Below are 23,306 nucleotides of genomic sequence, written 5' to 3'. Positions count from 1 at the left end.
AAAAGAAAAAGAGACAGAAATTATAGATTGTGGCTTACAATTTTCTTACATTTCTTTTAGATAAGGAATTTATGTGAAGGATTTGTTATAATACAAGCATGGAGGGATACTATGCAAACAAGAATATTGGTACTGGATGATGAAAAAGAAATCGCTGACCTTGTCACCCTGTATCTGAAAAATGAGGGATATCAGGTCCACGAATTTTATGACAGCGAAGATGCATTGCGTTTTATAAAGGATAATCCCGTTGACTTGGCGATGTTGGATATCATGATGCCAAAGATTAACGGCTTTGAGATATGCAAGATCATACGTGAAAAATATACATTCCCGGTTATCATGTTAACGGCTAAAATTGAGGATATGGATAAGATTCAGGGATTGTCATTAGGAGCGGATGATTACATAACCAAACCGTTTAATCCGCTGGAGATGGTAGCACGAGTAAAGGCACAATTGCGTCGTTATAAGAAATATAATACAACAAAGGATAATGTAAATGTGATTGATTTTAAAGGACTTATCATCGATAATGATTCTCATCAATGCACACTTTATGATAAAGTCTTAAATCTGACACCGATTGAATTTTCGATTTTGTGGTATTTATGTAAGAATCGTGGCAGAGTCGTTCCTAGTGAAGAATTGTTTGAAGCCGTGTGGAAAGAAAAATATTTTGATTCCAATAACACGGTGATGGTACATATTCGCCGCTTGCGAGAGAAGATGATGGAACCGCCTCGTAATCCGAAATTTATTAAAACGGTTTGGGGCGTAGGATATAAAATTGAAGAATAATTGGTATCAGCAGCTGCGGAAACAATTGACTCTGCGGTTTCTGCTGTTGACGCTTATCGTATCTGCTGTTTTATTACTCTTTATTGCCATGATCGGCAGTAAAGCTGGTTTAGAAGCCAGTAAAGGAACTTTAAACAATGGGGATTTTTATTATTACTATTTACAGCATTCATGGGAGATTAATACCTTGTTATTCACCATTGGGTTTATCGCTTTATTGTTATTTTTTATTGTATCCTTCTTTCACAGCATGGATGCCTTACTACTCTGTCTACAAGGAAAACCTTTGCGTAAGCAGCCTTTATTTTTCAAAATGTTTCCACAATTTCTGGAGGCTCAAAAGAAAGTCGAAAGTTTGCTTGCCAAACGCAGTGTGAGTGAAGAAGTGTCTGCACAAAAGAAAGAGCATAAGAATGAATTATTAATGTATCTGGCACATGATCTGAAAACCCCCTTAACATCAATGATCGGTTATATCAATCACATTTTGGATCATCATTTGAATGAAGAACAGGAAGCATCTTCTTTAGCCATTGCACATAGTAAAGCAAATCGTTTAAATGAATTGATTGATGAGTTTTCTGAAGTTTTACGTTATGATGATAAGGTGTCACAACTGGATGTTACACATATTGATTTGACTATGATGTTAAAGCAGCAACTGGTAGGTTTTTATCCTTTATTAGAAGGAAAAGGTCTTAAATTAAAGGAAGAAATCCCACAAGATATGTTGATTGATGGTGATTATGATAAACTACAGCGTGTATTTGATAATCTGATGCGTAATGCTATCAATTACGCAAAACCGGATACGACCATTTATATTACGGTCACAAAACAAGAGCAGGGCATTCAACTATTATATCGCAATAAAGCTGAGGATATGAAGGAAGAAGCCGTTGCACATTTGTTTGATAAATTTTATCGTGCACAGAGTGCCCGCAGTTCCAGCAGTGGTGGTGCCGGCTTAGGTTTAGCCATTGCTCGAGAAATTATGCAGCTGCATCATGGGGATATTCATGCAGAATTAGATGGCGATGAGATTTCCTTTTATCTGCATCTACCTTATACGTTAGGGGCATCGATATGAAAGAGCGATATTTGAAAAACTTAGAACGCCGCTTGGTGCTGAAATATACCTTTATTGTATTGGCATTGAGCCTAGGTGGAGCTACGATCTTGTATATTTTTGATAATGTATTAAATGGCATTGTCATTGATTTTTTAAAAGTACTTTTGATAGATGGTGACCCATTTTCAACCTTTAAGAAGATTTTTGCTATTGTTTTACCTGCCATTATTGCCATTACTGGCTTTATGCTTGTTTATTTTCTATGCCGAGAGCTGTCAAACTATCTTCGCGTGTTAATGGAAGGTATGGATGATGTTTTGGAAAAGCAACGCGAAAAGTTAAATTTTCCTAAAGAGTTGCAGCCTACCCAAAAACTAATCTTATCCATTGCGGAGGATTATCAGCGCAATGAGAAAGCAGCTTTAGAGGATGAAGAAAAGAAGAAGGATTTGATTTATTTATTAGCACAGGATATAAAATTGCCTTTATCAAATATTTTAATGTATTTAGAACTGTTAGAAAAGGAACAAAGAATATCGCCACAATTACGTAAGGAGTTTATGGCAAGTGTTCTTTATAAATCCATGGATCTGGAAGAGATGATCAATGAGTTCTTTGATATCACTCGATTCAATCTGCGTTATGCGAAATGGACACCGGAGCATATGTATTTGGATCGCATGGTGGAGCAGGTGTTGGATGAATATTATCAAATGTTGGAAGAAAAGAGTATGAAAGTGGATGTGCAGTATGAACATCAGCTGCCCTTATATGCGGATAATGACAAGATTGCCAGAGTTCTGCGTGATTTATTACGGAATATGATTGCATTAGGGGATGCCAATAGTACCATTGTTATACAGCTTATGGAGCATAGTGCGCATTATACGATTGTGATGAAAGGCAGTGTTCCTCATTTGTCCGCATATCAGATTGCTCATATTTTCCATAACTATTATCGCTTAGAGGATTTGCATGGAAGTGGTAAGCAGCATGTATTGGGTTTAGGTATTGCAAAACAGATTGTTGATATGCATAAAGGCATCCTTAGGGCAAGTTCTTTGCAGGATACCTTGCAGTTTTATATTGATTTGCCCAAAGAAACTTTGGAGAAAGAAGCAGCGCATGCATAAGCTGAAAGGATGCTGGTGGCTTATGCATGAAGTGAATAGTACAGAAAGGAAAGAAAGCGTATGCGTTGTGAAGTAAATGAGCAATTTCCGATAGCCATTGAAGAGGAAGGAACGGTTATGGACTATGTCGATCACGAATTTGTCTTTGTGATCAAGGATGAAACATGGACGGATTTCGAGTTGAAGGCATTAAAGAAACAGCCGTTGGAAATAGCGTTTGTATATAAATATGATATCGCCATCTTCTTATTAACATTGGAGGATGCGATTGATACGAGTGATTTCGTATTTAATGTGCATGATAACGATTATGATGAAACATTGTTTACACATTTTGCTACAGGCAGTGGTTATACCTGCACGTTATATTTACTTGATGGTAAGAATATAGTGAAAGGTAGAAAAATCGTGCAACTATCAAATGCGATGTCCCTTAAGATTGCGGACTGTTTAAAGCAGCAGAAGGATGTCCCTTATCGCGAAGAAGAATTTATTTGTAATCTAGAAGGGTTGCAGGCGGCTTGGGAACCGTTTGAGTTACAGCCAATGGCAATTGCAAATGAGACGTTTAAATAGGTATATTCTTTTAAAATGTATGCGGTGTAAATACACATGTATACATTTTTTAGATTTATAGTTGTGCTTTTTTTCACTATACAGTATAATTTAAGATAAGATTTAAGAGGAGGCAAAAAGATGAGAGCGGTAGTAAGTGTAATTGGTAAAGATATGGTAGGCATTCTGGCGAAAGTCAGTGTAGAATGCGAAAAGGCGAATATGAATGTGCTGGAAGTTTCACAGACATTGCTGCAAGATATGTTTGCGATGATCATGCTGATTGATATTACAAAAGGTAATACATCCTTGAGTGATTTTGCACAGCATATGGAAGAGGTAGGAAAAAAAGAAGGTTTAATTATCCACGTCATGCATGAGGATATTTTTAATTCCATGCATAAAATTTAGAAGGAGAATTGTCTATGATAAATGTACATGATATTCTGGAAACCATAAAGATGATCGATGAAGAATACTTAGATGTTCGTACGATTACCATGGGTATATCTTTATTAGATTGCTGCGACAGTGATATCGATCGTTCTTGTGAGAAGATATACAATAAGATTACGCGGTTGGCAAAAGACCTGGTCAAAACAGGAGAAGATATTTCTCGTGAATATGGTATCCCTATTATTAATAAGCGAATTTCGGTTACACCGATTGCCATGTTGGTAGCTGCTAGTGGCGGTGATCCTGTAAAATATGCATTGACATTGGAAAAGTGCGCACAAGCAGTAGGGGTTAACTTTATTGGTGGTTATTCCGCATTAGTGCAGAAAGGATGTGCAGCCGGCGATCGCGAATTAATGGAATCTATCCCACGGGCATTAGCACAGACGGAGCATGTGTGTGCATCTGTTAATGTTGGCAGCACAAAGGCAGGCATTAATATGAATGCAGTAGAGCTTATGGGTCGTATGGTGAAGGAAGCGGCTGAACTGACAAAAGATAACAATTGTATTGGAGCAGCAAAGCTTGTTGTATTCTGTAATGCACCTGAGGATAATCCTTTTATGGCCGGTGCTTTCCATGGTGTTGGAGAACCGGATTGTGTCATAAATGTAGGTGTATCTGGTCCGGGTGTGGTAAGGGCTGCGTTAGCGAAAGCTCCTAAGGATGCGCCGATGAATGAGATTGCGGATATCATCAAAAAGACAGCCTTTAAGATCACACGTATGGGTCAATTGGTTGGCTCCTTGGCAAGTGAGCGCTTAGGTGTACCATTTGGTATCGTGGATCTTTCTTTAGCACCGACACCGGCTGTCGGTGATAGCGTAGCATATATCTTAGAGGAAATGGGCTTACAGACTTGTGGGGCATATGGTACGACAGCTTGTCTGGCAATGCTGAATGATGCGGTAAAAAAAGGCGGTGTCATGGCAAGTAGCACGGTTGGCGGTCTCAGTGGAGCATTTATCCCGGTCAGTGAGGATGCCGGTATGATTGCCGCGACACGTGCCGGTGTTTTATGCCTGGAAAAATTAGAAGCTATGACAGCGGTATGTTCCGTAGGTTTAGATATGATTGTAATTCCTGGTGAAACAACTGCTGAGGTAATTAGTGGTATCATTGCGGATGAAGCTGCAATTGGTATGGTGAATTCTAAGACAACAGCAGTTCGTGTGATTCCGGCAGTTGGTAAACAAGCAGGTGATGAACTGGAATTTGGCGGTTTGTTAGGAAGTGGCCCTATCATGAAAATTAATCAGAGTGATAATTCTGTCATGATTCATCGAATGGGAAGAATACCAGCTCCTTTACAGAGCTTGAAGAATTAAATGATACAAAAGTCTAAAAACTATAGGAAGATAGCTTTTAGACTTTTTCTGTTCAGTATGATTGTATGAAAGATACAAGAAGTTATCTGTATTCCATATAGAATCATCCTAGGGAAGTGTTGCGTGTAATTACAAGGCGACTTGCAAAAATCGTAATTCTATAAGGATGGTTAACGCTATTAGATATTCCTTTACATTACGATATAACACGAAAGGGGAAACGGATATGAATGAAAGTATAATAGAAATTAAACATCGCTTATCAAAAATAGAAGGTTTAAAAGACTATCAAAGAGAATTGGAACAGCGCTATGAAGAAATCAGCCAGAAACTGGAAGTGGCAATGCATATCGCAGAAAAAGAACAACAGGATGTTGAAAAACTCCAGCATGCCTCTTTAGCCAGCTTAGTAGCCTGGTTTGCGAAAGATAAGGAAGAGCGCTTAGTCAAAGAAGAACAGGAAGCTGTCAAAGCAGCTATCCTAGTCAGTCAACTACAGCAAGACCTAGAAATCACCAATGCCGAATTAGTAAAGTGCGAAGAAGAAATTGCTCAAGAAGATGCTTTACGCGGCGCTTTGGAAGAAATGCAAAAACAGGAAGCTTTGCAAGGGGAACATGGCAAAGAGGCAGCAGAGCTATACAGCCAATTGGAACAGGAACAATTATTGGATAAAGAACTGCAAGAGGCTATTGCGGCAAGCTATGTTGTTACGGATAAGTTACGTTTCGCTGTATCTGAAATGAGCAGTGCATCTGATTGGGGCATGATGGATATTGCCGGAGGCGGTATGATGACATCCATGATCAAGCATTCGCATGTAAAAGAAGCATCGAAAAAAATTGCCCAACTGCAACAAGATTTGTTACGTTTACAAAAGGAAGTTAAGGATGTGCATAGCATTGATATTGCGCCAATGGAAATAGAGAGCTGGCTAAGTACAGCAGATATCTTCTTTGATAATTTCATCTTTGATTTTATGGCATATTCGAGAATTAATAAAAGCTATGAACAACTGAAAGCAGGACTTGAAAATATCATTGCTTTACAAGATCAGCTATTGGATGAAAAGTGTCAGTGTTTAGAACGACAAAATGCATTACATACAAAAATACAAAGGCTTTTTGATGAAATGGAACAGGATGAGTAGACCTGTTCTTCTTTTTTTACTATTTTTACATGCTTTCCAATCAAATCATGCTATATTTTCCAAATTTTGTGATAAAATAAAAAAGCGCGATATAAAGGAGCGATGAAGATGTTGGAATTAAAGCATGTATCCTTTGAAGTAGAAGGAAAACATATACTAAATGATATTACGATGACAATTGCGGATAATCAATTTACAGTCATCACCGGACCAAATGGCGGAGGGAAGTCTACCCTTGCCAAGATCATCATGGGAATCGAGAAGCCAACAAGTGGACAGATCTTATTTGATGGCGAAGATATCACCGAGCTTAGTGTTGATGAGCGAGCAAAACGTAAAATCGGTTATGCTTTTCAACAGCCCCCACGTTTTAAAGGCATGAGTGTGCGGCATTTGTTATCACTTGCTCATGGCAAGGATCTGGATGAAGATGTCTGCTGCAGCTATTTAAGTGATGTCGGCTTGTGTTCGAAGGATTATTTAGATCGTGATGTGGATGCTTCCTTATCCGGAGGAGAAGTGAAGCGTATTGAAATTGCGACAATCTTAGCCAGAGATTTAAAGCTGTCCATCTTTGATGAGCCGGAGGCAGGCATTGACTTATGGAGTTTTGCGAAGCTGGTGGAAACTTTCCAGCATTTACAGGCACAATCCAAACAGTCTATCATCCTGATTTCGCATCAGGAAAGAATCATGCAGCTGGCGGATGAAATCATTATCATTGAGAATGGTCGCATGAAAACAAGAGGAACACGCGAGGCTATTTTGCCATCTTTGATGAATGAATTTGAGCCTTGCGGATTGAAAAAGTAGGTGAGCATATGGAAAACATGGAAAAAGACTTGTTACAGACAATTGCCGATATACGTGGCTTTATGCCGGGAAGTGCATTTAGTCTGCGAAAGAATGGTGAAGGCATTGAACGCCATTCTACTGAGCATGTCAGAATCAATGCCAAATTGGATAAACCAGGCATTGATATCATTGTCGATGCCAACACGGTAGGAGAAAGTCTGCATATTCCGGTTATCTTAACCGATAGCGGTATTAAGGATGTTGTATACAATGATTTTTACATAGGTGAAAATGCAGATGTGGAGATTATTGCCGGCTGTGGTATTCATAACGATGGCTGTGATACATCTCAGCATGATGGCATTCATACCTTTCATATCGCAAAAAACGCAAAGGTGCGCTATGTTGAAAAGCATTATGGAGAAGGTAATGGCAGTGGTGGTCGTATCTTAAATCCGGTAACGATCATTCACATGGAAGATGGTGCTTATGCGCAGATGGATATGAGCCAGATCAAAGGTGTAGATTCTACGATGCGTAAAACCGAAGCGAACTTAGGTCCGCATGCCAAGTTGGTCATCAATGAAAAACTAATGACACATGGCAAGCAGACTGCGCATAGTGATGTAACCGTGAATTTGAATGGGGAAGACAGCGTTGTGCAAATCGTATCCCGTTCGGTGGGGAAGGATGACTCGATTCAGGTATTCCACCCTATTGCCATTGGAAACAATAAATCCCGTGCGCACATTCAATGTGATTCCATCATTATGGATCATGCAAAGATCAGCTCAATTCCGGAAATCGCAGCGAATCATGTGGATGCGGAAATTGTGCATGAGGCAGCTATCGGAAAGATCAATTCCGATCAATTGGTGAAATTGCAGACATTTGGCTTAAGTGTAGAAGAAGCAGAAAAAGTTATCGTAGATGGATTCTTGAAATAGGATTCATCTTTTTTTCATTGATGATTTCGGTGGCACATGTATTTTTACCTAAGAAGCATCAGTATTAACAAAGGGCAAGCTTCATACCTACACGAAGGATACCTGCATATCTACACAAAGGGCTAGTTTCATATCTACACGAAGGGTTACCTGCATATCTACACAAAGGGCTAGTTTCTACCTACACGAAGGGTTACTTGCATATCTACACAAAGGATACCTGCATCTTTAAAAGCGACTTGCTCAATGTAGGTGGTATCTAGTATAATAAAAGTCTTATAAAGGAGGAATAGGATGAAGAAATTCATTTGTTTATGTTTGGTATGCTTGATATGTCTATTGCCAGTCCAGGCAAATACAAAGCAAAAGGTTACACTCAGTAAATGTACAGATGGCGATACAGCACATTTCATAGTCAAAGGGAAAGATACAACGATACGTTTTCTGGCTATAAATGCACCGGAATATACAAAGGAAAAAGAACCATATGGAAAAGAAGCAAGTGCCTATGTGTGTGATGCCTTAACCAATGCCAAAACAATAGAATTAGAGTATGATGATGGCAGTGATGAAACAGATAAATATGGCAGAACCTTAGCCTGGGTGTATGCGGATGGGAAGCTTTTACAAAGAGAATTGGTGAAGCAAGGCTTAGCCGAAGTCAAATACATCTATGGGGATTATGCTTATACCGATGAATTAAAGAGTTTAGAAAAAGCAGCCAAAAAACAAAAGCTGAACATGTGGAGTGATGGCACATATGAAGAAGAAAAGACAGAATTACCATACTATTTAACAGCTGTTGGCGGTATCTTATTAATCTTTATTGGTGTTTTCTTTACGAAGGGGAAACGTCAGAAACAAAAACTGATTCGTCAGGGCATGAAACAATTAAAGAAGAAATAATGCTTCTTCTATAAGCAAGAGCCACCTGCATAAACCAAACTTAGGCAAGGAAAGGCTCTTTTTTCCTATGCTTGTAAGATAAAGCAACAACGCGTATAATGGAAACAGAATGGAGGGGTTTGATGCGTATCGCAATATGTGATGATGAGGCTGTGCAGCTGCAACTTATCGCAAGCTATGTGGAAGAATATCAAAACATTTATCATCAACCTTTGACAATAGAATGCTATTCCAATGCGGATGCCCTTTTGTTTGCTTATCAGGAAGACTATGCCATCCCTATTCTATTATTAGATATTCAAATGAAAGGATTAAATGGCATGGAGCTGGCAAAACTTGTCAGAAAGTATTCCAAGGATACGATCATTATTTTTATTACCGGTGTCAGTGATTATGTTTATGATGGATTTAATGTACAGGCTTTAAATTATCTGATGAAGCCTATAAAAAAAGAACAGCTGTTCGCTTGTTTAGATAAGGCAATAGAGAAACTAAACACACAGCAGCCAACCATCGCTCTTTGTTGTGATAAACAGTGGCTGCGCTTTCCTGTAAAAGATATCCTGTATGTAGAAAGTGATGGTCATTATTTGGATGTTCATATGAAAAAACAATGTTATCATGTGAAAAAAACGATGAAGGAAATGGAGGAAGAGTTACCAACATCCCTGTTTTTTCATTTATCACGCAGTTATCTGATTCAACTTGAGGCCATAGAAAAAATCAATACACAAACGCTATGGATGAGCAATGGACAATGCATACCGATTCCCAAAGGGAAATACCGTCTGCTGAGCAAGGCCTTTATTGCCCATCATTTTAAGGAGGCTAAGTAAATGGAACTCTTGGCTATAGCATTTGCCTTATGCAGCATTTATCTGTTACAGTTACAGCTTTTCCATTTTGATTCTGGAAAAACTAAACATATGGTATTGTGGCTGTTGATTTTATGTAGTTTTGGGATAGGGTATATGCTCCATGTTCAATTTGTTATTTGGTTAAGTGGGTTCTTTCTACTGTATTGTTTTCTTTTCTTTTATTGTGATGCCACCTTGTATGATAAACTGCGGTATGGTCTATTTAGCATACTTGCGTTTTTCATCGATTATCTTGTCATGGTATGGCTGTTGGCAGCGCCTGTTTGGATCATTGCTTTATCAATGGTTGCGCTACAGTATGGGATCTTATTGTATTTACAGTTACATGTCACCTGGTTTATGCTGTTATTACATAGTGGAGTCAGCGTGCTGGTTTGTTATCTGGCGATGCAACAGCCAAGTGCAGGCATTTTCTTGTTGCTATGGATAGGAATGGTGCAGTATTTGCATGGGCAATATGCAGCGAACTTTGAGAAAAATACCAGAGCATTTCAAGAAGATGTAATGGCGCATCATTATGCGGAAGTAAAAAGTGTTTATATGAATATGCGTGGCTGGCGGCATGATTATCATAATCATTTGCAATCTTTAAAAGCGTATTTGCAGTTAGGACAGTATAAAGAGGCAGATGCCTATTTGTTTGAGCTGGAAAAAGATCTCGATAATGTTGATGCCTTGGTAAAAAGTGGGAATTTGATGGTTGATGCGATTCTCAATTCCAAGTTGACCATCGCAAAACAGAAGCAGATAGATGTGCAGTGTAAAGCACATGTCGCAAAACATATCGCGATACGTGATATTGATTTATGTGTTATCATTGGCAATTTGTTAGATAATGCCATTGAAGCATGTGAGATGTTAGAGGAAAAGGAACGTTTTATCAGGATTTATTTAGAAATTGTGAAGCAACAGCTGTATATGTCTTTTACGAATGCAGCTATGGAAGATCTGAACTTCAATCAAAAGAGCTATATCAGCGAAAAGCGTGGGAATCATGGGCATGGCATGAAGCGGGTAAAGTTAACGGTTGAACGTTATGATGGTTACTTAAACTTGCAAAATGAACCTGGTGTATTCGTTAGTGAAGTCATGTTGCCGATTGTATCCTGTGATGAAGAAGCAGCAATCGAAGCTTGCACATAAAGCATAGCTTCACGCTGCGCACCTTTTGTAATGTTCTGATAGAAAGGGATAATATTCTAATAGAAAGGCATATAGAAAACGACGTTTTATGAACGAAAAAAGGGATTTCGTGAATGAAATGTCTTTTTTACTATTGTTTTGTTATACTTTTCCATAGAAACATTTTAGAAGTCATACGATAGCTTAAGAACTGTCAAACAATGGGGAAATAGGAGGATTGTTTTGCGGTTAGGAATCGTTATGAAATTATGGTTTCATGTATTGACTGTTGGTATGAGAAAGGTTGATGTTATGACTAGAGAAGAAATACGAAAGAACTATCGCTATAAAGATAATATGCGGATGTTATTAAAAGATATCAGAAGTTGTGGAAGACAATATTATGTGTATATGGTGTTGGAAATTATTTTAAAAACTATTGCGCCTATTCTTCTGATGTTGCTTCCTGTTTATTTAGTTGGCTTGCTGGAACATCAGATAGATCTTGTTACGATCTGTGAGAAACTGAGTATATGGATCGTAGGAATTCTAGGTATTTATCTGGCTGATACATGGTTTCATGCGCAAAACATGCGCATCTTTGAGATGTTGCGAATGGCATTGTACATGCATCGTTTTTATAAACGGCGCGTGCATATGGATCTTTTGAGCTTAGAGAATGGTGAGAATACCGAGATGGAAATGGAAATTCGCCAGGCGTTGTTACAGGGAAGCAGTCATGGTGTTGGAGCTTTGTTAGAAAGCAGCATATCACTTGCCAGCAGTGTATTAGGTTTGTTGCTATATGCCATTTGCATTGGACAATTGCAACCATTCCTACTGTTTTTGATTATGATTGCCGGTGGTGCAGCCGCGTTTGCAAAACGACGAGCTAATATTTATGAATACCAAAAGATGGGACGCTTCTGGGAGAACAATGGTAAGTTTTGGGGCATGAAGAATGACAGCATCAATTTGGAAAAAGCCAAAGATATTCGCATGTATCATTTAGCTCCATGGTTTGCGGATAATTTTGAACGCTTGCGTAAAGAAGCAGTGAATATTTATCAAGATGTCATGCAGAAACGCTTTTTAGCAGATGCTACCGCTAGAATGGCGACCTTTCTGCGGGATGGGGCAGCTTATGGATATTTGCTTTATCTCATGATCAATGGAGATTTGGATGTTGCACAGTTCTTGCTTTACCTAGGTGTTATCAGTGGCTTTACAGCATGGATGCAAACAATTGTTGAAACGTTGACCATCTTGAATCAGGAGTCTTTGAGTGTATCGTTTCTACAGGCATATCTGGCACAGGAAGATAAAGATCAAAAGGAAGGCAGACAAGAAACGGTGGCTATGGAAAGTAAGGAAGTTCCAGAAATATCTACTACATCTCAACCACGAGAAAACGCAAAAACGCGTCTTGAAGCAACGAATGCGCTTGAAGATAACAGGCTAAAAGAATGTCATGAAATACGTTTTGAGGATGTAAGCTTTGCTTATCCGGGGCAGCCACCCATCTTTGAACATTTTAATATCACCTTGCATGCCAATGAAAAAATTGCTTTGGTTGGTATGAATGGAGCCGGCAAAACGACACTGGTAAAACTGTTATGTGGTTTGTATCCTTTAACATCCGGACATATTTATGTAAATGATATGGATATTGCACAAATTCCTCATGAATTATATGTTTCGATGTTATCCATCGTTTTCCAAGACTCACAGATTTTTGCCTTTGACATTGCCAGTAATGTTGCCTGTACGACTAGCCAGGACAAACAAACGCTCAAGAGCAAAGATGCTGCTATGAATCGATTATTAAAGAAGATGCAGTGTGGCGATACCTATGCCATCTATGATGAAGAACGTATTTTAAGCTGTTTACAAAAGGCCGGTCTGCAAGATAAGATTGATCAGCTGCCACAGGGAATTCATACACATCTTACTACGTATCTGCAAAAGGATGGTATTTTGTTAAGTGGCGGTGAAATACAAAAACTGATGTTAGCGAGAGCCTTATATAAAAAAGCACCTATTCTCATACTAGATGAGCCTACCAGTGCTTTAGATCCAATTGCGGAAAGTGAGCTTTATCAGAAATATGCCCAGTTAAGTGAGGGGAAGATTTCGTTATTTATCTCACATCGTCTAAGCAGTACCCGCTTCGCTGATCGTATTTTATTTTTAGAGCATGGTAAGATCATCGAAGAAGGCAGTCATGAGGAATTGCTTAAGAAACAGGGAGCTTATGCGAAGATGTTTCAGATGCAGGCACATTATTATCAAAAGGAGGCTGGAAGGAATGAAGAAATTATACCAAATGCATAAACAAGGCTTTCAGCTTTTACGTTTTATCTATCGTCTTGATCATTCTGCTTTACCAATTTTCTTATTACGCCATACCATGGAAGCTGTATCCCCTTATCTTCAGATCTTGTTTAGTGCCATCATTATTGATGCTTTATTACAACGGCATTGGGAAAAAGCCGGTTATACCATTCTCATCATGTTAATCGTTAATTTACTGTTTGGGCTTTTATTGGATTATGTAAAAAGCAAAAGTCAGGTTCGTTCCATGTCTGTTCATCGTCAGTTCAATGCGATGATTTGTTTAAAGACGATTGATCTAGACTATGCGACATTTGCGGATAAAGAAGGCTTAGAAGCTTTTTCACAAGCGGATGCGGCAATGGCGATTCATGGAGGATTTGGTCTGCTGCTTGAAATTTATACCGAAATGGTACAACATCTGTTATCGGTGAGCATTGCTATCGTATTGCTCTTGGAACTGTGTCAAAAATATGGGCAGAGGATGCCGGGGGTACTTGGCTTTTTTCTGACACCTGTTGGCTCGCTTTGCACACTATGTGTCTTATTTATCAGCTTACTGCTGTTATATGGGAAATCCGCAGAGTATGTCAATAAAAACAATTTGCAGATATTTGAGCATGATATGTCAGTACATCAAGAAATGCAATATTTCGATAGTTATGCGTTCCATGCAGATAAGGGAAAGGATGTACGTATCTATCGTATGCAGCCAATGTTATTACAGGCATGGAATGCATTATGTGAACGATTGAATCAATCGCTTAGGAAAGAGTGGCAATATACACGCAGGTCCACCTTGTTTTATGTTTTTATCAATCATATCGTTATGTTATTGTCCTATATATTTGCCACGTTAAAGTTCTTCTCACACGCTATTTCGATTGGGGAATTCACGAAATATTCTAGTGCGATAGCCAAGTTAAATGAAGCTTTGCGATCTTTGGTAGAAAATAATGGGCAGTTACGTACGATGATAGGGTATTTAAGCTATTATAGTGAATATATGAAAAAAGAGAATAAGTTGGATACCGGTACACTGCCTGTTGAAAAACGATTAGATAATGAATTTGAAATAGCCTTTCATAATGTTAGTTTTGCTTATCCGAATACGAATACTTACGTATTAAAAAACGTATCCTTAACATTGAATTTGAAACAAAAGATTGCACTGGTTGGACCAAATGGTGCCGGAAAGTCAACTTTTATTAAGCTATTATGCCGTTTATATGACGTGAGTGAGGGTTCTATCACTTTGAATGGGATTGATATTCGTAAATATGATTATCAAGAATATCTGAATCTGTTTGCGGCTGTTTTTCAAGACTTTACTCTTTTCGAGTTTCCAGTAGGAGAAAATGTCGCATGTGAACAGCAGTATGATGAAACAAGAGTTTGGCAAGTGCTACAACAGGCGGGAGTAAGAAAGCGTGTAGAACGCATGAAGGATGGTTTAGCAACGCCTATGTTTTATCGAGAAAAGGATGGCGAAGATGTATCTGGTGGGGAAGCACAAAAAATAGCGATTGCCAGAGCATTGTATAAAGATGCACCTTTTGTGATTCTTGATGAACCTACCAGTGCCTTAGATCCGATTAGTGAATATGAAATTTATACGCATTTCCACGACATGGTTAAAAATAAGACAAGTATTTATATATCTCATCGTATGAGCAGCTGTCGTTTCTGTGATGATATTCTAGTATTTGATCATGGACAATTGTTGCAGCGCGGGACGCATGAGGAATTGATGAAGGATACAAAACAAGTGTATGCGAAAATGTGGAAGGCACAAGCTAAATATTATGTGTAATTAATATCCGCATACGAGCCGTTATTATCATAGTTACAATGTTGTGGTATCTTTCATAATAGCACACATAGAAAAGCACGCATAGAATAGCACACATATAATAAGCACGCATATAAAAAATTCTCACTCATCATAGTGCCTCTTTGAAGTACGTATGGAGTAAGAATTTTTTTAATATTTAATTTGCTTTTATTTCTGCTGCTAACGTTTTACCTAGTTCCATTAAAGCATCGAGATCTTCTTGGGTTGGCGTATAATTCTGTGATACCACACCATCCTGTAATAAAGGCAAACCAGCTCGTACAAGACGTTCATTTACCTGCTTTGTCACTACATCCGCCCAGCCATATGAACCAAAGCCCAGAGCTTTTTTATTCTTTACCTTGCAGCTAGCTAGTTTTTCTAAGAAAGCAGCGATGCTTGGTGCCATAGCATTATTGTAGTTACCACTACCTACTAAAATAGCCTTAGCATCCAGTAATTCCTTCATAATAATAGCAGGAGAAGTTAGGGAACATTTAAAGATCTTTACACAAATACTATTTCTTCCAAGGCCTTCTGCCAGTGCTTCAGCCATCATCTGGGTATGCTTCCAAACACTTTCATACACAATAACCACTTTATCTTTTGCGGCAAATGTCGCAAATTCCTGGTAAGCATCAAATAATTCCTTTATGTACGTACGCCATATGATGCCATGCGCAGGGGCAATCATATCAATTGGTAATCCCATTTCTTGAATCTGTTTTAATTTATTGGCAACCTGCATACCATATGGCATTACAATATTTGCATAATAGTCTTTTGCCCGATCGATACATTTTGCTAAACCATGTGCATCATCAAAGATATCATAGCTTGCTATATGCTGTCCAAAGGCATCATTAGAAAAGACAATGTTTGCTTTATCCACATAGGTTAGCATGTTATCCGGCCAATGAATCATCGGCATTTCCACAAAGGTGAGCGTATAGTCACCAGTACATAGGGTATCACCGGTTTTTACTTTATGATAATCATATTCCCTGAAATATTGCTTCAACATAATTTTCACACCGGCATTGGAAGTATATGGCTGCGCATTTGGATATGCCTGCATGAACTTCACAAAACCTCCGGAATGATCTGGTTCAGCATGCTGCACGATTACATTATCGATTGGTTTGTCCCCGATGATGGAATGAATGCGCTCCATCATAATGTCAAAAAATTCTTCCTCCACCGTATCAATCAAGGTGATCTGCTCATCAACGATCAGGTAGGAATTATAGGTTGTCCCCTCACTAATCGGAAATAGATCCCCGTGGAAATGGCGGCAGTTAAAATCATGAACACCTACCCAATACATGTTTTCTTTTAATTGAATGGCTTGTTTCATTTCAATCACTCCTTTTCGTATTGTTAATTTTATCACTTTTACCGTTGATTATTCTATGCTTTTCTTATATAAAATGAAAGTTATATGCTTAAAAATTAAGACATTTTATAAGAAATCAGAAAATTCTGTTAAATTAAAGCATAGAACTCACTAATAATTACTATAGAACTTACTAATAATAAATAAGAATAAAGAATAGGCGGATCTATCATACACAAGCATAACTTTTGTGGAATGCATCTTAAGGAAAGAGGAAAAGGAATAAAAAAACGAAAAAAAAGTCGCGTTTCTTTCTTTATCAAAAGGTTTGGAGTATAATAAAAGAGAATAAAAAAGGATGATTAAAGGAGGATTTTTTCATGATTATTCAAAGTAAACGCGTATGGGTCATAGGGCACTTCTTAGAAGCTCAGCTGGAAGTTGAAGATGGCAAAATCAAAAACGTTCTGGCTTATGGTGCTAAGGAAGTAGATAAAGACTATGGCGACAAACGCATTGTGCCGGGATTTATTGATATCCATACACATGGAGCATATGGCTTTGATACAAATGATGCAGAGCCTGAAGGATTGCGCAATTGGATGAAGAACATTCCTGAGGAAGGTGTTACCAGCATCTGCCCTACAACAATTACGCAGACAGAAGAAGTATTAACCAAAGCAGTACGCAATGTAGCTAATGTAGTGAAGGAAGGCTATGAAGGTGCGGAAATCTTAGGTATTCATTTTGAAGGACCTTATCTGGATATGAAATACAAGGGGGCACAGCCTGAACAGTGTATCGTAAAACCAGATGTAGAACAATTCAAACGTTATCAAACTGCCGCTGATGGATTAATTAAAGTTATCACCATGGCTACGGAACAAGATGACGATTTCAAATTGACGAAATATTGTGCAGAAACAGGTGTTCGTGTCAGCATTGGACATTCTGCTGCAACGATCGAAGAAGCTGGTATGGCAATCGCTAATGGTGCTACCGGTATGACACATATCTTTAACGGTATGACACCATTCCATCACCGTAAACCAGGTTTGGTTGGCGCTGCTATGCGTTTCCGTGATACATTTGGTGAAGTAATCTGTGATGGAAACCATTCTACACCAGATGCCTTAAATGATTTGTTTATGGCAAAAGGAAGAGATTATACGATCATGATTACTGATGCTTTAATGGTAAAGGGCTTGCCAGTAGGTACCAAAGTATTGTTCGGTGGTAATGAGATTGAATTGTATCCGGATGGAAGTGCACATTTGACAGATACCAAAGGCTTAGCTGGTTCTACTTTAAAAGTAAACCAGGGCTTAAAAGTATTGGTTGAAAAGGCAATGATTCCTTGGGATTATGCCATCAATTCTTGTACGATCAACCCAGCAAGATATTTAGGTGTTGATGATCGTAAGGGTAAATTAGTAGCCGGTTATGATGCGGATATCGTTGTATTAAATGATGATTATTCAGTAGAAATGACTTACTTAAAAGGAAAAGAAGCATTCTAAAAAGAAAATAGGCGGTATGGGTGTCCATGCCGCTTTTTCTGTGGTAAGATGTTTGATGATGAAGTAAAGGAGTAAGCTATGAAGAAAATAAAAGCCTTATTTTTTGATGTAGATGGTACCTTGTATACCCATCGTGTACATGATTTTCCCCAATCTACACAATATACCCTACATAAGTTAAAAGAAAATGGTTATAAGGTTGGTTTTGCGACCAGCCGATGCCGTTTTGAAACAAGCAATCTGCCCCGCTTTTTCCGAGAATTTGCCTTTGATGCCTGTATTTATGATGGTGGTGCTTTGGTCATGGAAGGAAATGAAGTATTTGAAGAAAGTCCTATGCAAACGGATGAAATTCAGAAATTATTAGACTATACAAAGAAAGAAAAAATAGCAGTACGCTATTCTACTTTCGCTGATGATTGCATTGCTCATTACGGTGATGCTCGCATCCTTGATGAATTTTTTAAACTATATTTAAATATGCCAATAGAAAAGCCCTATGAAAATGAAAAGGTGTACAATATGCTAGCCTATCCGAGTGAACAAAGGCAGGCAGAAGAAATAAAGCAGTTATTACAAGAAAGCTATATTGTGGAACATTCACGTCATACCTTAGAAATTACTGCCCGTGATATTGATAAAAGTAAAGGAATTGCCCATTTATGTGAGAAATGGAACGTTGCCATGCAGGATATCATATGCTTTGGCGATGGGGCTAATGATGTCAATATGTTAAAGGCAGCCGGTGTTGGTGTTGCCATGGGCAATGCAAATCCTAAAGCATTGACGGCTGCGGATGTGGTGTGTGGCCATATTGATGAGGATGGTTTATATCATTTCTGTAAAGAACATAATCTTATCTAAGCGATATCATATTCGTGATATAATAAACATATAGAAAAAAGGAGATGTACGCATGAAACTGGAAAATGAACGTTATGAAGTAACCTTTGTGGAAAAAGGAGGAGAAATTTACAGCTTTACGGATAAACAAACTGGCTTGCAGTATATGTGGCAGGGTGATAATGATAACTGGGGAGGCAAAAATCCTTCACTGTTTCCAATTATCGGAAACACATATACAAAGGATTATCAGATTAATGGGAAGACGTATGCAATGAAAAATCACGGTCTTATTCGTTATGCAACCTTACATTGTAAAAAAGACGATGGTAAGGAAGTTATCATGGAACTTGACAGCAGCGAAGAAACCTTAGCACAGTATCCATTCCCATTCCATTATGAAATTGCTTATACATTAAAAGACAATAAATTAACGATTACTTATCATATTACAAATACCGGAGAAAATGAAATGCCATTTACCTTTGGCTTACATCCGGGATTTAACTGCCCTTTATGTGAAGGTGAGAAATTTGAGGAATACACTTTATCTTTCACGAACGAAGAGCATATGCAACAGTTGGTATTTGATCCTGATAAAAAACATCCATATGAATTAAAGGATGTTGTGATCAAAGACATGCCATGCAGCTATGAAGAAATCGAAAACTTTGCGACCTTGATTTATAAAGACGCTAGAAGTGCCTATCTGACCTTAAAAGGGCCTAAGGGTCATGGGGCTACTATCAGCATCGCCGGTTATCCATATGTCGCTATTTGGACAGCAAAAAAAGGTGCTCCATTTATTTGCTTAGAGCCATGGTATGGACATGCGGACTTTAGTGAGGTCAAAGAAGATTTCTACCATCGTGAAGGCACGATGCTGTTAAGCCCAGGCAAAACATTTACCACAGCTTATACGATTGAGGTGTTCTAGTGCATTTTCAGATGGAACGCGGGCGTATTTATCTGATGCAAGAGGGCAAACTGTTGGCAGAGCTGACCTATACAGATGAAGGAGATTATTATAATGTTGATCATACCTTTGTTGATGAGTGTCTGCGTGGACAGGGCGTTGCCGCACAACTGATGGCAGCTTATCAAAGTCTATTAGAAAAGGAACAACGCAAAAGTACAGCGACGTGCTCTTATGCTCTTAAATGGGCGGAAAAACATAAGGAATATGCTACGTACTGGATGTAGTGATTTATTAGGTTCTTGTAGGTTGAAAAAGCCTATGAGAACTTTTTTTATAACCCAAATAGTATGATAACGAAGGAACTACATTGCTATTCATAAACAAATCGGTTATAATTTATATGTAAACGGTTACAGAAAAATGCTTATTGCACAAATAAGTGAAACTGAAAGGTGAGGAAAAAATGAAGGAGCGGATGAAACAATTAGGAGTATTGTTTTTGGTGTTTATGATGGCACTGACAATACTGCCATCACAAGGAACGATCAAAGCAGAAGAAATAAAAGAAAGCTTCACCGTGCATTATCATAAGAATGATGGAACAGATGAGATTATAGACAAAGAATATGCAAGCAAAGAAGAGGCCATCGAAGAAGGAAGTCTTTTTACATGGGAAGGAAGAACCTTTGTAGCATGGAACTTGCAAGCGGATGGCAAAGGTAAACGTGTAGCGGAAAAGACGAAATTGAATGAAGTGATGAAAGACGAAATAACACTAGATGTTTATGCAATCTGGAAAGAGAAAGTCTTTAAGGTAAATTTCATGGATATAAATGGAGATAAGGAAACTATATACCATGAAGAAGAAACAAAAGATGGGAAGATAACACTACCGGTATATCGCAATAGCGAATATGAGAATGAAGTCTTTGCAGGCTGGAAGAATGAAAAAGATGGCAAGGTCTATGAGCCTGGGAAAGAGATAGAAATAAAAGAAGATAGCACTTTTGTTGCACAATTTATGAAAAAAGAAATTAAAGCAAAAGGAACAAAAGATTTAGAAATCACAAAAATTATATACTATAGTGCAAATAATGAATGGTTGGAAAAAACTATAGAGGGAACAGATATAATTAATTATCCTGAAGAATTTAGAGAATCTGGACTGGAAACAAGAGAATTTCTATACTGGGCAGCAAGAACTACGGCATATATAGATGAAAGCGTACCTAGAATAAAACCAGAAGAAGATATAACAAAGGTTGATTTTTCAGATTATGTGTTTATTCATAACGGAGAATATTCCATAGAATTATATGCGATATATAAAACAGATCAAGTAACGTTGTCTTTTGACTATATAACAAAAGACAATAAGTTAATTACATCAAAAGAAATAACAAAACCATTTAGTTATCATTATGTAACAGAGGAAAATGGAAGTAAAATATATAAATTTACAACAGGCGAAGTAACAATGCCAGAAGTAAAAATCAATGATATTAAATCTGTCTATACATGGATACCAGAATTTCTTTATGGTTTTCCTCCTATTCGTAGTAAAGCACAAAACGAATTATACAGAACAGAGTATGAGCCAACAAAAACATATGAGTTCACAAATGAGATACCAGATTATATAATATTAGAAACATTAATGTATGGTTATATCCATTTGTATGGGGAATATACAGGAATAAAAGTCATATACGAGAAAGGTGATTTGCAAGGAGAGCCACCAGTTGATAACAATATTTATGGTTATGCTCCAGGGCAAAAGAGTTATTTAACTATTGCTGATGGAGGTACATTAACCTCTGAAGATAGTGTTTTTTATGGGTGGAAAACCTATAATGGAGATATTTTGAAAGAGAATGATTTAATCACTTTTCAAAAATTGCTAAATATTGTACATTCTGACGAAGATAATGCAAAAGTTAATCTTACACCAGTTTTAATACGTGCTCCTGAGGTTACATTTGATTTATCTTCCTTACCAAGTAATATAGAAATCGAAAAACCAGAATTAATTGTGTTAAACTCTAAATGGAGTAATAAATATGCATTTTTACTACCAGATATCTCGGATGAAATTAAAAACTCAAATTATGTATTTATTGGATGGAAAAATAAGCAGTTAGATGAGATTTATGAACCTTTTGCTGCTCAGTATACGTATGAAAATGGAGTGGTTTTAGAGCCTATAGTAATGGAGAAGTCAAAGTTTAAAATTGTATATGAATGTCCTGATTCAGTTACATGTCCTGTGGATAATACAGAATATGAATTAGGTGATGATATTAAGTTGAAGAATATGCCCGTAGATGGTTTAGAATACAATGGAAGTTATTTTAATGGGTGGTATCCGTTGGACTATGTTTGGCAAGACTATGATTATAGATCATTCATCACGATTCCTGTGTTTAAATATATAAATGCAATAACAAATGGTGAATTACGATTAGATGCGATTTATACAGAATTAGACATTTTATGTAATCCTAATGAAAAAGATGTGCTATTGGAAAAAAATCTTATAAATATTGAAAAACTTCCTCTATTATACAACTATTATCTAAGTATTCCCGTAAAGGAAAATAAGTATTTTATAGGATGGTCTTTAACACCTGATAATAAGAATCCTGATGAGTTCTTATCATATTGGACAGCAACTATCGATGATGTTAAAGAATTAATAAAAGGAAAAGAGAAACCAGTTCAACTATATGCACAATGGATGAGTGAAGAAGAATTAAAAAATAGAAATGATTTTATTAAAGTAACCTTTGAATTGAATCAAGGAAATGGGAACAAACTAGCGGTAACTACTTATGCTCCTAAAGGGTTTAAACTTGATGCCTCAAAATTTTTGTCACAAAATAAGTATTCTGAACTATATCAAAAACTGACTTATGAGTATAGTAATATTGATACTTACTGCATCTTTACAGAAGAATTGTATGTTAAAGATTTAGATGGAGAGTATAAAAAAGATATCGTATTACCTATGGATGTTTCAGAAGTAACATATGAAATAAAAAATAGAGAAATACCTACATCTTATATGGTAAGTGAGCATGGTGTTTATTATAATAAAACAGGCGAAATTATTAAATACATACAAGATAGTGGAGAAGACATATATCTTCGCACACTAGATTTACCAATACCTGTCGCTGATGAGGGATATGTATTTGCAGGATGGAAGTTATCACCTGTATTTAGTCCCTATCAACCTTCATATAGTCGAAATAACAATCAAAATAATACAGAAATTAAAACAAACTGGTATACATTAAAAAAAGAGATATGGTCTACAGAAGAATTATCAAAAACACCAATTTATGAGGGTAATCTTGTTGATTCTTTACTTCCAC

The 23,306-nt window shown here is 37.4% G+C and carries 20 protein-coding genes; 19 read left to right on the top strand and 1 reads right to left on the bottom strand.

Annotated elements, in window-relative coordinates; genetic code table 11:
• The first annotated feature begins 111 nt into the window (after positions 1-111).
• From vanR to EDD61_RS07185, 14 genes are all read left to right on the top strand, one after another.
• Positions 112-801 (top strand): VanR-ABDEGLN family response regulator transcription factor, encoded by a 690-nt coding sequence (gene vanR, locus EDD61_RS07250; RefSeq protein WP_008687279.1) that lies wholly within the window; start codon positions 112-114, stop codon positions 799-801.
• Entirely contained in the window at positions 791-1,891 is a 1,101-nt protein-coding gene (locus EDD61_RS07245; RefSeq protein ID WP_132224819.1) for a sensor histidine kinase, read from the top strand. The genes vanR and EDD61_RS07245 overlap by 11 nt, the downstream gene beginning before the upstream one ends.
• Positions 1,888-3,006 (top strand): sensor histidine kinase, encoded by a 1,119-nt coding sequence (locus tag EDD61_RS07240; RefSeq protein WP_132224817.1) that lies wholly within the window; start codon positions 1,888-1,890, stop codon positions 3,004-3,006. Before EDD61_RS07245 ends, EDD61_RS07240 begins: the two co-directional genes overlap by 4 nt.
• A 60-nt stretch (positions 3,007-3,066) precedes the next feature.
• Positions 3,067-3,582 (top strand): hypothetical protein, encoded by a 516-nt coding sequence (locus EDD61_RS07235; protein WP_008687284.1) that lies wholly within the window; start codon positions 3,067-3,069, stop codon positions 3,580-3,582.
• Positions 3,583-3,702: 120 nt separating this feature from the next.
• The gene (locus tag EDD61_RS07230; protein WP_008687286.1) at positions 3,703-3,972 is read left to right on the top strand and encodes an ACT domain-containing protein; all 270 of its coding nucleotides are present in this window, start codon (positions 3,703-3,705) and stop codon (positions 3,970-3,972) included.
• Between the two features lie 14 nt (positions 3,973-3,986).
• Positions 3,987-5,345, top strand: coding sequence for a PFL family protein (locus EDD61_RS07225; RefSeq protein ID WP_008687288.1), 1,359 nt, complete (start codon positions 3,987-3,989; stop codon positions 5,343-5,345).
• 226 nt (positions 5,346-5,571) lie between these two features.
• A complete protein-coding gene (locus tag EDD61_RS07220; RefSeq protein ID WP_132224815.1) occupies positions 5,572-6,495 on the top strand; it encodes a hypothetical protein in 924 nt (307 codons plus the stop codon).
• A 108-nt stretch (positions 6,496-6,603) separates the two neighbouring features.
• A complete protein-coding gene (locus EDD61_RS07215; protein ID WP_008687291.1) occupies positions 6,604-7,308 on the top strand; it encodes an ABC transporter ATP-binding protein in 705 nt (234 codons plus the stop codon).
• Positions 7,309-7,316: 8 nt separating this feature from the next.
• A complete protein-coding gene (locus tag EDD61_RS07210; RefSeq protein WP_020991147.1) occupies positions 7,317-8,237 on the top strand; it encodes a SufB/SufD family protein in 921 nt (306 codons plus the stop codon).
• Positions 8,238-8,531: 294 nt separating this feature from the next.
• A complete protein-coding gene (locus EDD61_RS07205; protein WP_132224813.1) occupies positions 8,532-9,143 on the top strand; it encodes a thermonuclease family protein in 612 nt (203 codons plus the stop codon).
• A gap of 122 nt (positions 9,144-9,265) precedes the next feature.
• Positions 9,266-9,979, top strand: coding sequence for a LytR/AlgR family response regulator transcription factor (locus EDD61_RS07200; RefSeq protein WP_132224811.1), 714 nt, complete (start codon positions 9,266-9,268; stop codon positions 9,977-9,979).
• A complete protein-coding gene (locus EDD61_RS07195) occupies positions 9,980-11,164 on the top strand; it encodes a sensor histidine kinase (RefSeq protein ID WP_132224809.1) in 1,185 nt (394 codons plus the stop codon).
• A gap of 222 nt (positions 11,165-11,386) precedes the next feature.
• Positions 11,387-13,477, top strand: coding sequence for an ABC transporter ATP-binding protein (locus tag EDD61_RS07190; protein WP_243642700.1), 2,091 nt, complete (start codon positions 11,387-11,389; stop codon positions 13,475-13,477).
• A complete protein-coding gene (locus tag EDD61_RS07185; RefSeq protein WP_132224807.1) occupies positions 13,452-15,290 on the top strand; it encodes an ABC transporter ATP-binding protein in 1,839 nt (612 codons plus the stop codon). Before EDD61_RS07190 ends, EDD61_RS07185 begins: the two co-directional genes overlap by 26 nt.
• 178 nt (positions 15,291-15,468) lie before the next feature.
• Here EDD61_RS07185 and EDD61_RS07180 read toward each other — a convergent pair whose 3' ends face one another.
• Positions 15,469-16,668: an FprA family A-type flavoprotein gene (locus EDD61_RS07180; protein ID WP_132224805.1), complete on the bottom strand. Its 1,200-nt coding sequence runs from the start codon at positions 16,666-16,668 to the stop codon at positions 15,469-15,471.
• 359 nt (positions 16,669-17,027) lie between these two features.
• Between EDD61_RS07180 and nagA the strand changes: the two genes are divergently transcribed.
• The 5 genes from nagA to EDD61_RS07155 form a co-directional block, all read left to right on the top strand.
• On the top strand, positions 17,028-18,167 hold the full coding sequence (nagA, locus tag EDD61_RS07175) for an N-acetylglucosamine-6-phosphate deacetylase (RefSeq protein WP_132224803.1): 1,140 nt from the start codon (positions 17,028-17,030) through the stop codon (positions 18,165-18,167).
• Positions 18,168-18,245: 78 nt separating this feature from the next.
• Positions 18,246-19,031 (top strand): HAD family hydrolase, encoded by a 786-nt coding sequence (locus tag EDD61_RS07170; protein ID WP_132224801.1) that lies wholly within the window; start codon positions 18,246-18,248, stop codon positions 19,029-19,031.
• Positions 19,032-19,083: 52 nt separating this feature from the next.
• Positions 19,084-19,947, top strand: a complete 864-nt coding sequence (locus EDD61_RS07165) for an aldose 1-epimerase family protein (protein ID WP_132224799.1) — start codon at positions 19,084-19,086, stop codon at positions 19,945-19,947.
• Positions 19,947-20,213 carry a GNAT family N-acetyltransferase gene (locus EDD61_RS07160; RefSeq protein WP_008687304.1) on the top strand — a complete coding sequence of 89 codons (267 nt, stop codon included), beginning with the start codon at positions 19,947-19,949 and terminating at the stop codon, positions 20,211-20,213. The genes EDD61_RS07165 and EDD61_RS07160 overlap by 1 nt, the downstream gene beginning before the upstream one ends.
• A 191-nt stretch (positions 20,214-20,404) precedes the next feature.
• Positions 20,405-23,306: InlB B-repeat-containing protein (locus EDD61_RS07155; RefSeq protein WP_207900999.1), on the top strand; the 2,902-nt coding region annotated here is incomplete at its 3' end.

The organism is Longicatena caecimuris (genome assembly GCF_004341945.1).
Classification (GTDB): Bacteria; Bacillota_I; Bacilli_A; order Erysipelotrichales; family Erysipelotrichaceae; genus Longicatena; species Longicatena caecimuris.
Note: the sequence above shows the minus strand (reverse complement) of the source record. Positions and strands in the feature narration are given on the sequence as shown.

Coding starts and splice junctions, on each gene's coding strand:
- EDD61_RS07170 (WP_132224801.1), top strand. CDS start 18,246: ATGAAGAAAATAAAAGCCTTATTTTTTGATGTAGATGGTACCTTGTAT.
- EDD61_RS07165 (WP_132224799.1), top strand. CDS start 19,084: ATGAAACTGGAAAATGAACGTTATGAAGTAACCTTTGTGGAAAAAGGA.
- EDD61_RS07210 (WP_020991147.1), top strand. CDS start 7,317: ATGGAAAACATGGAAAAAGACTTGTTACAGACAATTGCCGATATACGT.
- EDD61_RS07215 (WP_008687291.1), top strand. CDS start 6,604: ATGTTGGAATTAAAGCATGTATCCTTTGAAGTAGAAGGAAAACATATA.
- vanR (WP_008687279.1), top strand. CDS start 112: ATGCAAACAAGAATATTGGTACTGGATGATGAAAAAGAAATCGCTGAC.
- nagA (WP_132224803.1), top strand. CDS start 17,028: ATGATTATTCAAAGTAAACGCGTATGGGTCATAGGGCACTTCTTAGAA.
- EDD61_RS07185 (WP_132224807.1), top strand. CDS start 13,452: ATGAAGAAATTATACCAAATGCATAAACAAGGCTTTCAGCTTTTACGT.
- EDD61_RS07220 (WP_132224815.1), top strand. CDS start 5,572: ATGAATGAAAGTATAATAGAAATTAAACATCGCTTATCAAAAATAGAA.
- EDD61_RS07225 (WP_008687288.1), top strand. CDS start 3,987: ATGATAAATGTACATGATATTCTGGAAACCATAAAGATGATCGATGAA.
- EDD61_RS07200 (WP_132224811.1), top strand. CDS start 9,266: ATGCGTATCGCAATATGTGATGATGAGGCTGTGCAGCTGCAACTTATC.
- EDD61_RS07195 (WP_132224809.1), top strand. CDS start 9,980: ATGGAACTCTTGGCTATAGCATTTGCCTTATGCAGCATTTATCTGTTA.
- EDD61_RS07230 (WP_008687286.1), top strand. CDS start 3,703: ATGAGAGCGGTAGTAAGTGTAATTGGTAAAGATATGGTAGGCATTCTG.
- EDD61_RS07240 (WP_132224817.1), top strand. CDS start 1,888: ATGAAAGAGCGATATTTGAAAAACTTAGAACGCCGCTTGGTGCTGAAA.
- EDD61_RS07180 (WP_132224805.1), bottom strand. CDS start 16,668: ATGAAACAAGCCATTCAATTAAAAGAAAACATGTATTGGGTAGGTGTT.
- EDD61_RS07205 (WP_132224813.1), top strand. CDS start 8,532: ATGAAGAAATTCATTTGTTTATGTTTGGTATGCTTGATATGTCTATTG.
- EDD61_RS07235 (WP_008687284.1), top strand. CDS start 3,067: ATGCGTTGTGAAGTAAATGAGCAATTTCCGATAGCCATTGAAGAGGAA.